Source organism: Pseudonocardia sp. T1-2H (genome assembly GCF_038039215.1).
In the GTDB taxonomy this organism is placed as follows: domain Bacteria; phylum Actinomycetota; class Actinomycetes; order Mycobacteriales; family Pseudonocardiaceae; genus Pseudonocardia.
On sequence record NZ_JBBPCL010000003.1, the window covers coordinates 248,854 to 258,844 of the forward strand.

Here is a 9,991-nt window from a genome sequence, read left to right on the forward strand (position 1 = left end):
CGCCGATCGCGACCCCGTTTCCGAGAAGGAGTGTGCCGTGGACCGAGAAGTCTCCACACGACAGAAGATCGCCATGCTCGAGTTCGGGCTCGACGCCCTCGTCGCCCATTCGCCGGACAACGTCGCCTACGGCGCCGGATACACCATCCCGTCGCAGAGCCTGGGGATGCGCAACCGCCAGTTCGTGACGGTGTGCACAAGCGACGGGCAGTCGGCGATGCTCCTCACCGCCAACGAGGTGGACGAGGCTCGCGACCGCAGCTCCATCGACCGCCTCTATCCCTACGACGAGTTCGCCGACGACCCGATGGCCGTGCTGGCCGCGATGCTGTCGGACCTCGGCGTTGTCGACGGCGCGGTCGGTATCGAACTCGACGCGTTCCCCGCGGACCGCTGGGCGGACCTGCAGCGCCTCGCCCCGAAGGTGGACTGGCGGCCGGCCGCGGGGGCGTTCGCCCGGGCCCGGATGGTCAAGACGGAGCGTGAGATCGCGCTGCTGCGGGAGTCCGCCGGGATCGCGGTGCGGGCGCAGATGGACGTCTATCCCGAGCTGAAGCCGGGGATGACCGAGCGCGAGGCGTACCGGCTGGTGGCCGACCGGGCGCTTGCACTGGGCGCCGACAAGATCGTCATGATCCAGGTGGCGGCGGGCGAGCGCAGCATCTACTCCAACCCGTCGCCGGGACCCACCCCGTTCGTCGCCGGAGAGCCGGTGAAGTTCGACGTCTTCGTCACCAAGGAGGGATACCTGTCGGACACGGGGCGGTCCGTGGTGGTCGGCTCGGCTTCCGAGCGCCAGCGCCGGACGTGGGCCCGGATGCAGGATGTCTTCGACGTCATCCGCGAGACCATCAGGCCGGGGGTCAGCACCCGCGAGGTGTGGGACGTCTTCGTGCGGGAGTTCGGTGCGCGGTCCATGGAGCCCGCCATCCGGTTCCTCGGGCACGGGCTGGGCCTGAGCCTGCACGAGGAACCGTTCATCGCCGCGCATTCCGACACGGTGCTGGAGCCGGGCATGGTGTTCGCTGTCGAACCGATCTTCGTGGACGGCCGGGAGGGCTACCACCTGGAGGACAACCTGCTGGTCACCGAGGACGGCTACGAGAACCTCACCCTCGGGTTCGCGAGAGAGCTCGTGGAGTGTTGACCGACCGCGGCACCGACACCTATGTCGGACGGCCGGTCGCGCGCCGGGAGGACGCTGCGTTGCTGCGTGGCGCCGGCACCTTCGTCGACGACCTGCAGGTCGACGGCCTGCTGCACCTACGGTTCGTTCGCAGTCCGTACGCGCACGCCGCCGTCCGCGAGGTGCGGACGGCGGAGGCCGCCGCGCTCGACGGGGTGGTCGACGTCGTCCTTGCCGGCGACCTGGGCCTGCCGGACCTGACCCCGCCGCTGGACAACGCGAGCGCGGTCGAGATCGGCAGGCCGGTCCTCGCCGACCGGCTTCTGCGGTTCGTCGGGGAGCCCTACGCCGTGGTGGTCGCCGTCGACCCGTACGTCGCCGAGGACGCCGCAGAGCTGGTGGAGCTCGACGCCGCAGCGCTCCCGGCCGTCGTCGACCCGCTGGAGTCCGCGACGCGCGCCCCTGCTCTGTTGCACCAGCCACACGCGACGAACGTCCTCTACGAGCACACCTTCGAGGACGGACCTGTCGACGCGGCTTTCGGCGAGGCCGCCGTCGTTATCGAGCGCCGGCTGCGCTCGCCCCGGCAGACAGCTGTGCCGATGGAGCCGCGGGGCATTCTGGTGGAGCCGCACGCGGGCGGGCTGCGCGTGCACGCCTCGACCCAGAGCCCGCACATGCTGCACCGCGCGATCGCCGAGTATCTCGGGATCGCCACCGCCGACGTCAGCGTGGTCTGCCCGGACGTCGGCGGTGGGTTCGGCCTCAAGGCGCACGTGTACCCCGAGGAGATCGCCGCCGCCGCGCTCGCGCTACGCCTCGGCCGGCCGGTCAAATGGATCGAAGACCGGGCCGACAACCTGACCTCGGCCTGTCACGCCCGCGACCAGCTCATCAATGTCCGGCTCGCTGCCGACGGCGACGGGCGGCTGCTGGCCCTGGATGTCGACATCGTCTGCGACATCGGCGCCTACGGGGTGTTCGCGCACGGGCACCTGCTCGAGGCCATGGGCACCCCGTCGATGATCCCTGGTCCCTACCGGCTCGACGCCTACCGGTTCCGCAGCCGTGCCGTCGCCACCAACAAGTGCCCGGAGGGTGCGTATCGCGGGGTCGGCCTGCCGGTGGCGACGTTCGTGCACGAGCGAGTGATGGACCTCATCGCGGCAGCCACGGGTGTGGACCGGGTCGAGGTCCGGCGGCGGAACCTCATCGCCGCCGCCGACATGCCCTACCTCTCCATCACCGGGCAGCGGTACGACAGCGGCGACTACGCCGCTGCGCTCGACGCTGCGCTGGCCGCCGTCGACTATCCCGGATTCGCGGCGGTGCAGCGGGAGGCGCTCCGCGAGGGGCGGCTCCTCGGCCTGGGCGTCGCCGCGTACGTCGAGTACTGCGCAGTCGGCTCCGCGGTGTTCGCGCGGCGGGGGATGCGCGGGCTGGCGGGCTTCGACGAAGCCCATGTCACGCTGGCAGACGACGGTGCCGCGACGGTGTGGACCACGCTGCCCGCCGCGGGGCAGGGGCTGGCCACGACGTTCGCGCAGCTGGCCGCCGACGAGCTGGGCATCCCGATGGAGCGCGTGACGGTGGCGCCCGTCGACACCGCCGTCGCCGGTCTGAACGGCAACGGGACGTTCGCCAGCCGCAGCGCCGTGTCCGGCGGCGGCGCCATCGTGCTGACGTGCCAGGAGATCGTGCGGCGACTGCGCGAGGACGCCTCCGAACTCATGGAGATCGCGGTCGACGACGTCGAGGTCGTGGACGGCCGGGTGCGGGTGATCGGTTCACCCGGGAACGCGGTCGAGGTGGGCGAGGTTGTCGCGCGGGCCCCGGCCGGGCGCTACGCGCTGACCCGCCGCTTTGACCCCCCGCAGGTCGTCTACCCGTACGGGGTCCACGCGTGCATCGTCGAGGTCGACCCCGCGTCCGGACGGGTCCGCCTCGACCGCTACATCGTGGCGGAGGACTGCGGACGGGTGATCAACCCGCTGGTGGCGGACGGGCAGGTGCGCGGCGCCGTCGCCCAGGGCCTCGCCGGTGCACTCTTCGAGTCCTTCGTCTACGACGGTGAGGGACAGCCGATGACGACCTCGCTCATGGACTACCTCGTGCCCACCGCCGGCGAGTTCATCCCGGTCGAGCTCCATCACCTCGCGGTGCCGGTCCCCGACTCGCCCACCGGGGCGAAGGGCGTGGGGGAGAGCGGCACGCTCGCTCCCGGTGCGGCGGTGGCGAACGCCGTCGCGAACGCGCTGGGCGCCGAGTGCAACAGCCTGCCCGTCGGGCTCGACTGGGCCCGCGCCGCTGCGCGCTCGCGGCTCGGCTCGAACCGGACGGCTCCGCTCGACGCCGTTCAGGGAGCGTCCGCATGACCGACGTCCACGAGCACTCCCTTGCCGCACCGCTGGCGTCGGCCTGGCAGGTCATCCTCGCGGCGCAGGGCCGGCCGGGGTTGCTGACCGGTACGGGGGAGGACGCAGCGGCAGTACGGCCGCGGGTTCCGCTGACACTGCCGACCCGCGACGGCGGGTCGCCGTGCCGCGGTTTCCTCCACGTCGTGGACACCGATGCGGACCGGCACGTCGCGACGCTGTCGTTCACGGGGTCGGCTCCGCCTACCGGCACGATCACAAGGATGCAACTGCAGGTCGGCCTGAGCGGGACCGGTGCCTCCTGCGCCTTCCGCGTGCAACCACAGGTCCTCGTGGCCGGGGTTCCCGCGGATCCCCGGCTCGGTGCGGCGCTGGCCGCGCAGATCGCGGGCGTCGTCGAGGCGCGGGCCCGTGGCGAGCGGGAGCAGCCGTCGCGGCGTCTCGCCACGGCGGCCACGGTGCTGACCGCGGCACTGCTGGCCATGGTCGTTGCCCGCCGCCGACGCGCCATCTCCCGGCGCCGGGGCCGGCCGGATGCAGGGGAGCGCATATGAAGCCCGCGCCGTTCCGCTACGAGAAGCCACGTAGCCTGGAGCAGGCCTTGACGCTGCTCGCCGCCGAGGGCGAGGAGGCCAAGGTCCTGGCTGGCGGTCAGAGCCTGGTGCCGTTGATGAACTTCCGACTCGCCCGGCCGGCCGTGCTCGTCGACATCAACGGGCTGGCCGAGCTGAGCCACCTCCGCCGTGACGGGTCGCGGCTGCGTATCGGGGCTCTGACCCGCCACGCCGTGCTGGAGGAGTCGCCGCTGGTCGAACGGCATTGGCCGCTGCTGACCGAAGCGGTTCGCCTGGTCGGACATCCGCAGATCCGCAACGCGGGCACGGTGGGCGGCTCCCTGGCCCACGCGGATCCCACGGCCGAGCTCCCCGTCGCGCTGGCCGCGCTGGACGCCACCTTCGTCGTGCGCTCCCTGTCGGGTGTCCGGGAAATGCAGTGGTCGGAGTTCTTCGTCGGCCAGCTGCAGACGTCGTTGGAGCCCGACGAGCTGTTGGTGGAAGCCGTGGTGCCGGCGCTCCCGCCCGGTACGGGTTGCCGGTTCGACGAGTTCTCGCGCCGCCACGGGGACTTCGCGCTGGCGGGGTGCGCCGTCACGGTGTCGCTCGGGCCCGGCGGGGTGTGTGCACGGACGTCCATCGCCCTCCTCGGGGCGGCGCCGACTCCGATCCGGGCGACCCGGGCCGAGGCCGAGCTCGTCGGACGGCCGGTGACGGCGGAGAGCGCGGCTCGCAGCGCGGCGCATGCCGTGCAGGACCTGCATCCGACGTCCGACCTCCACGCCAGCGGCGGGTACCGCCGCGGTCTCATCGAGTCGCTCGTGGCCAGGAGCCTGCTCACCGCGCGGGACAGGGCCCGGGAAGGGGCGCCATCATGACCAGGGTCCGGATCACGGTGACGATCAACGGTGCCGTTGTCGAGCGCGTCGTGGAGCCACGCATGCTGCTCTCCGACTTCATCCGCCACGAGGCCCGGTTGACCGGTACCCATGTCGGCTGCGAGCACGGCGTGTGCGGATCCTGCACCGTGCAGGTGGACGGCGCCGCTGTGCGTTCCTGCCTGCTGTTCGCCGTGCAGCTGGACGGCCGTGAGGTCCGCACGGTGGAGGCGCTCTCGGCGGAGCGCGACGGTGCGCTCCACCCGCTGCAGGAGGCGTTCCACGCCGCGCAGGGGCTCCAGTGCGGGTTCTGCACCCCGGGCTTCCTGATGTCTGTCGAGCCCGTCCTCGACCACGTCGAGGGGATGGACGATGCGCAGATCAGGGGACTCATCAGCGGCAACCTGTGCCGCTGCACGGGATACGAGGGCATTGTGTGCGCAGTCCGAGAGGCTGCGCGGAAGGGGTGACCTTCGATCAACACGACGGCAGAACCGCCTGCGGAACCGCCGACCAGTGCCGGCGTCGTCCTTCGACTATGAAGGTAAGTTCTTCCTGTCCAAGGGCGCGGAGCAATCGTCAATACTTGTGGATGAAGATCGATCTTTTAGGCGGCTTCGGGTTGTAGGTGTTCGTCGGGCCGTTCGACGAGCTTGCCGGCCTCGAACAGCGCGCGGGCGCGGACGAGCGCGACGAGGTGGGGTGCGTTGACCGCCCGCCACCGAGCGCGCCATCCCCGACCGCCAGCATCGGGGCACGTATCCGGCGCCGCGCGCAGTCACGCAGCAGATCCGCCGAGGACTCGACCGATTCCCGATCGCCGTCGGCGAGCGCGACGAGCTCCTTCCGGCCATCAGCCGGACACCGATCATGACCAGCAGGCACAGCTTGTGCTCTTCGAGGCGGATGTTGACGTGGATCCCATCGGCCGACACGTAGACGTAGTCCACGTGCGACAGATCCCGCTGCGAAAAGGTGCGCTGCTCGGCTTTTCACGTCTCGGTCAGCTTCGTGATCACCGACGCCGACAACCCGGCCGAGCTGCCGAGGAACTGCCCGAGCGCGGGCACGAAGTCACCCGAGGACAGCCCGTGCAGATAGAGCGGCGGCAACACCTCGCTGATCTTCTCCGGTCTTGCGGCACCAGGCCTGCAAGCTCGCCGAGGAGAACCGGGCCCGCTCGCCGGTGTCAGGATCGAACCCGATTCGAACGTAGGTTCGACAGCGGGTAGCGTCCCGCACGCGGCGGGGCCGGTAGGGAAGACCGGCATCCGCCGCGCCCACGCCCCGTTCACGTTGATCCGGTGACCGGTTCATCACTTCTGGGGATCCGGGTCCGATCCTGTGACGAGTTGTGCCGCGGTCGCGATTAGAAGTCGAGACCCTCGACCAAACGGAGCAGCTCAATGGTTCGTACGCCCGCGCGCATCCTCGCCGCCACCGCCGTCGGCGCCCTGATGGCTCTGACGGTCGGGGCGTGCTCGGGCGGCGATCCGATCGCTGAGTACGTCGCTGACGTCCGCGGCGAGCTGTCGGACGGCGACAACGCGAGCGTCAACGACAACGGGATCATCTTCGCCGGGAAGGCGATCTGCGGGATGAAGGACCAGGCTCAGGCCAACCCTTCCTCGTTCGGTAACGAGAAGGTCGTCGCGCTGGCCCTGGACAACTGCGATGTGCTGGCGACCGCCGACCCCACACCAGGCGACGGCTACCCGGCGGGCGGCGAAGGCGCCGCCGCGGGCGAGAGCGAGGCCAACGCGGCTGAGAGCAGCGGGTTGACCGACCGCGGCGCAATGCCCGCCCAGGTCGGCCAGCGGATCGAGTTGTGGGGTCCGCCGCAGGCACCGCAGCCTGGCCAGTACGTGACGGTGACCGCGATCCGGCCTGTCACAGCATGCAAGGGCAAGGCGATCGGCGACCAGGGGCAGAGCATCCCCGCAAAGCCGAAGAACGGCAGATTCTTCGCGGTCGACATGAAGATCGAGAACACTCCCGCGTACGACAGCGCCCAGCCCGGTTACTACGCGGGCTCGTCCCAGCAGTACGACTTCGTGGCGGCCGACGGGACCGCGCTGGACAAGGTCGACACCCTGGTCGCCTTCTACTGCACCGGCGAAGAGTCGCCGTTCAGCGACCTCAAGCCCGGTCGGGCCTACACCGGCACGAAGTACGTCGACATCTCGAACTCAGCGGGCTGGCTGATCTTCGGCCAGTCGACCTACGCTGGAGCCGGCTACGAGTTCGAGATCCCCGCCGCCTGACCCCCGGATCGTCGGACGCGTCTACCCCGCCGGTCGCCGTCTGCGCGACCGCTGGCGTGTTCATCCTCCGCCCTGGGGTCAACGGCTCGTCCGGGCTGCCGTCCTCGACCTCGATCCGCAGATCCGCGGCACCGAGGACAACCCGGACCCTGCGCGGCGCGGCCGCGTGCTCGACGGCGTTGATGACCAGTTCCGTGCACACCAGCTCGGCGTCGATCCGGCCGTCCCCGGCCGGGATCAACTGTCGCAGCCGCGACCGCAGACCCGGCAGGCATGACGCGTCGCTGAACTCCACGGCGAACGAACCGACCAACCCGTTAGAAGCCGGCCCGGCGTCGCCCCGTGGACCTGGGCGCGGATGACCTGACGAGCCAAGTGCTGCAGTAGTTTCATATGCGCCCATCCCGCTACTGCGATAGTTTCGCGCTGAGTGTTACTATTGCAGTATGAAGGGTGACGGGGAGATCGTGCTCGCCGATATCGCGGCCGGCCAATGGGGCCTGGTCACCACCCCCCAGGCCGTCGCAGCAGGACTCAGCCGCGTACAGCTGTCGCGGCTGAGCAAGGCCGGTGTCCTGATCCGGCTCAGCCACGGCGTCTACGCTCTGCGGGGCTCACTGGGCACCGAGAACCTCGAGCTGCTGGCCGCGTGGCTCACCCTTGATCCCACCCGGCTCGCCAGCGACCGCCTCGACGACGGACCCCGCGGACCGGTGGTGTCCCATGCCTCCGCTGCTGCCCTCTACAACCTCGGCGACCTCGACGCCGATCGCCACGAGTTCACCGCCCCCACCCGCAAGCAGACCCGACGAGCCGACCTGCGGCTTCATCGCGGCACCCTCCCCGAGGAGGACGTGACCCTTCATCGTGGGCTCCCCGTCACGACGCCTACCCGCACGATCGTCGACCTCCTCGCAGACGGCCACGACGGGGGTCACGTGGCTGGTGTCCTCGCTGACGCGGTGCGGACGCGGCAGATCGACCCTGGCGCGCTCGCTACCCGCATCGGCCCGTACGCAGCTCGGTTCGGCCTCCCCCGCGGCGACGGCTCCGCGTTGCTACGACACCTGCTAGAGATCGGCGGGGTCGCCGAGCAAGCGGACGCGGACGTGATTGCGGACGTCGCTCGCGCGGCCCACGTTCCGGTCCCGGCAATGATGGCCGCCCTACAAGAGGCCCAGCTCGCGCCTATCCGCGAGGCGCTCGACCGGCTTTCACCCCTGGCCGCGCTCAGGATGAACCAACTCGCGCCGATTCAGGAAGCGCTCGACCGGCTCTCGCCCCTGGCCGCCCTGAGTGAGGCCCAGCTAGCCCCCGTCCGGAAGGCGTTGGAATCGCAGGTGTCGCCGATCACTGAGGTGGCCAAGCGCGCCTTCCTGAACCCTGGCGCCGCGCGCGGGGCAGCGGACCGTTCGAACAGCGAGGATGAGTAGGCCATGCCGGTGTCCCATCCGACCGGGTATGCCACGCCCCAGGCTATGTGGGCTGCGGTGCAGTCCCGCAGCAGGAACACGGCGAAGCTCACCGGGGCGACCACCAACAACGTGGCGCGCCAGTTCGTCTACGACCGGTTCCTGGCCCGTCTGTTCACCCACGTCCCGGACGGGACTTGGGTCCTCAAAGGCGGCACCGCGCTGCTGGCGCGGGTCCGGTCTGCGCGGCACAGCCGCGATATCGACCTGTTCCGCAGCGCCGGCACCCTCGACACCGCCCTCGACGAGCTACGCAGCGCTGCTCGCCTGGATCTTCACGACCACCTCCGGTTCGTCCTGCAGGTCACGGCGCGCCTTGGCGTCTTCGGCCGCCGCCCGTGGCGACCGCTCCTCGGGCTCGCTCATCCGGGCGCCATCCCACCCGGGCCCGACAGCCCGCCGTCGATCGCCCGCAGCGTCGGCCGCGGTGTCTCGACGCCGAGAGCGGCACGGTCAAGCTCGACCTGATGCTGCGCGGCCAGCTCGCAGCACGCCTGCTCGTCAGAGCTGGTCGCTGCACCGCATCGCCGAGCTGCGGGGGCGTGGCGAGGACGGCTCCGCCGTTGCACGCAAGGCCGAAGCAGACGGGCCACCGCTGCATGGACGACGGTCGGCCGGGCTGCCGGCCGAGCGCCGCCGGAGCCCGCGGGCGGACCTGCTGACCCATGTCGTGCAGTCCGACATCGCCGGGCGCGGCCGTTCGCCGAGGCGGACATCGAGCCGGCTTCGGAGATCGTCGACCTGGTGTTCGGCCTGTGCCTGGCGGGGATCGAGACCACGGCCGGGCTGCACGTCGCCGGAGTAACCGTGGGGCAGGATCTCTCTCGCCATCGGCTCCCGTCCCGACGGGACGGAGGTGCAGGCTGCGCGCACCTCGGATGATCTTCCCGGTGCCCGAGCTGATCGCCCGACTGTCCCGGGTGGTGACGCTTTTCCCCGGCGACCTCCTCTTCACCGGAACCCGCCGGGGTCGGGATGGGCCGCAGCCCGCAGCGTTTCCTGGCGCCGGGTGACGTGCTGGAAAGCTGGATCGAGGGGGTCGGTGAGATGCGGCAGTCGTTCGTCGCCGCCGAACGGCCCGTGGTCGGCGACTACGCGAACGTTCGGCGCACGGGCAGGACTTCGGAGGCGCAGTCGTGACTGCGGTCCGCGGAGCCGCCCCGGGTGGGCGGGCCCCGCGGACCGCTACCGCATCAGGCCGTCGCCCAGTTGGAGTCCGCAGGCGGCGGCTCGACGCCACGAACGTCCGGGAGGGCCATGAGCTCGCGGTCGCGGTCGTCGTCCACCCAGGACTGCGCGATCTCGTCGCAGGTCGCGAACCA

General features: G+C 70.8%; 10 protein-coding genes and 1 pseudogene. 10 read left to right on the forward strand and 1 reads right to left on the reverse strand.

All coding sequences use genetic code 11. The features are described 5' to 3' along the window. The first annotated feature begins 37 nt into the window (after positions 1-37). Genes WBK50_RS34815 through WBK50_RS34835 form a run of 5 tightly spaced genes read left to right on the forward strand, consistent with a single transcriptional unit; the run spans position 38 to position 5,403 of the window. On the forward strand, positions 38-1,147 hold the full coding sequence (locus WBK50_RS34815; protein WP_341339999.1) for a Xaa-Pro peptidase family protein: 1,110 nt from the start codon (positions 38-40) through the stop codon (positions 1,145-1,147). Continuing rightward, entirely contained in the window at positions 1,141-3,501 is a 2,361-nt protein-coding gene (locus WBK50_RS34820; protein WP_341340000.1) for a xanthine dehydrogenase family protein molybdopterin-binding subunit, read from the forward strand. Before WBK50_RS34815 ends, WBK50_RS34820 begins: the two co-directional genes overlap by 7 nt. Beyond that, complete coding sequence (locus WBK50_RS34825) at positions 3,498-4,055, forward strand: hypothetical protein (RefSeq protein ID WP_341340001.1); 558 nt, start codon at positions 3,498-3,500, stop codon at positions 4,053-4,055. Before WBK50_RS34820 ends, WBK50_RS34825 begins: the two co-directional genes overlap by 4 nt. After that, a complete protein-coding gene (locus tag WBK50_RS34830) occupies positions 4,052-4,933 on the forward strand; it encodes an FAD binding domain-containing protein (RefSeq protein WP_341340002.1) in 882 nt (293 codons plus the stop codon). The genes WBK50_RS34825 and WBK50_RS34830 overlap by 4 nt, the downstream gene beginning before the upstream one ends. Then, positions 4,930-5,403: a (2Fe-2S)-binding protein gene (locus WBK50_RS34835; protein ID WP_341340003.1), complete on the forward strand. Its 474-nt coding sequence runs from the start codon at positions 4,930-4,932 to the stop codon at positions 5,401-5,403. The genes WBK50_RS34830 and WBK50_RS34835 overlap by 4 nt, the downstream gene beginning before the upstream one ends. A 250-nt stretch (positions 5,404-5,653) precedes the next feature. On the opposite strand, the pseudogene WBK50_RS34840 reads toward WBK50_RS34835, so the two are convergent. Continuing rightward, positions 5,654-6,130: pseudogene (locus WBK50_RS34840) on the reverse strand (transposase); the annotation flags it as partial. Between the two features lie 209 nt (positions 6,131-6,339). Here WBK50_RS34840 and WBK50_RS34845 point away from each other — a divergent pair. The 5 genes from WBK50_RS34845 (at position 6,340) to WBK50_RS34865 (ending at position 9,809) form a co-directional block, all read left to right on the forward strand. Further along, positions 6,340-7,197: a hypothetical protein gene (locus WBK50_RS34845; protein ID WP_341340004.1), complete on the forward strand. Its 858-nt coding sequence runs from the start codon at positions 6,340-6,342 to the stop codon at positions 7,195-7,197. Positions 7,198-7,643: 446 nt separating this feature from the next. After that, the gene (locus tag WBK50_RS34850) at positions 7,644-8,630 is read left to right on the forward strand and encodes a type IV toxin-antitoxin system AbiEi family antitoxin domain-containing protein (protein ID WP_341340005.1); all 987 of its coding nucleotides are present in this window, start codon (positions 7,644-7,646) and stop codon (positions 8,628-8,630) included. A 45-nt stretch (positions 8,631-8,675) separates the two neighbouring features. Next, positions 8,676-9,137 carry a nucleotidyl transferase AbiEii/AbiGii toxin family protein gene (locus WBK50_RS34855; protein ID WP_341340006.1) on the forward strand — a complete coding sequence of 154 codons (462 nt, stop codon included), beginning with the start codon at positions 8,676-8,678 and terminating at the stop codon, positions 9,135-9,137. A 410-nt stretch (positions 9,138-9,547) separates the two neighbouring features. After that, positions 9,548-9,682, forward strand: coding sequence for a fumarylacetoacetate hydrolase family protein (locus tag WBK50_RS34860; protein WP_341340007.1), 135 nt, complete (start codon positions 9,548-9,550; stop codon positions 9,680-9,682). Continuing rightward, positions 9,645-9,809, forward strand: a complete 165-nt coding sequence (locus tag WBK50_RS34865) for a hypothetical protein (RefSeq protein ID WP_341340016.1) — start codon at positions 9,645-9,647, stop codon at positions 9,807-9,809. The genes WBK50_RS34860 and WBK50_RS34865 overlap by 38 nt, the downstream gene beginning before the upstream one ends. Positions 9,810-9,991: the final 182 nt, after the last annotated feature.

Coding starts and splice junctions, on each gene's coding strand:
- WBK50_RS34835 (WP_341340003.1), top strand. CDS start 4,930: ATGACCAGGGTCCGGATCACGGTGACGATCAACGGTGCCGTTGTCGAG.
- WBK50_RS34845 (WP_341340004.1), top strand. CDS start 6,340: ATGGTTCGTACGCCCGCGCGCATCCTCGCCGCCACCGCCGTCGGCGCC.
- WBK50_RS34830 (WP_341340002.1), top strand. CDS start 4,052: ATGAAGCCCGCGCCGTTCCGCTACGAGAAGCCACGTAGCCTGGAGCAG.
- WBK50_RS34865 (WP_341340016.1), top strand. CDS start 9,645: ATGGGCCGCAGCCCGCAGCGTTTCCTGGCGCCGGGTGACGTGCTGGAA.
- WBK50_RS34825 (WP_341340001.1), top strand. CDS start 3,498: ATGACCGACGTCCACGAGCACTCCCTTGCCGCACCGCTGGCGTCGGCC.
- WBK50_RS34850 (WP_341340005.1), top strand. CDS start 7,644: ATGAAGGGTGACGGGGAGATCGTGCTCGCCGATATCGCGGCCGGCCAA.
- WBK50_RS34860 (WP_341340007.1), top strand. CDS start 9,548: ATGATCTTCCCGGTGCCCGAGCTGATCGCCCGACTGTCCCGGGTGGTG.
- WBK50_RS34855 (WP_341340006.1), top strand. CDS start 8,676: ATGTGGGCTGCGGTGCAGTCCCGCAGCAGGAACACGGCGAAGCTCACC.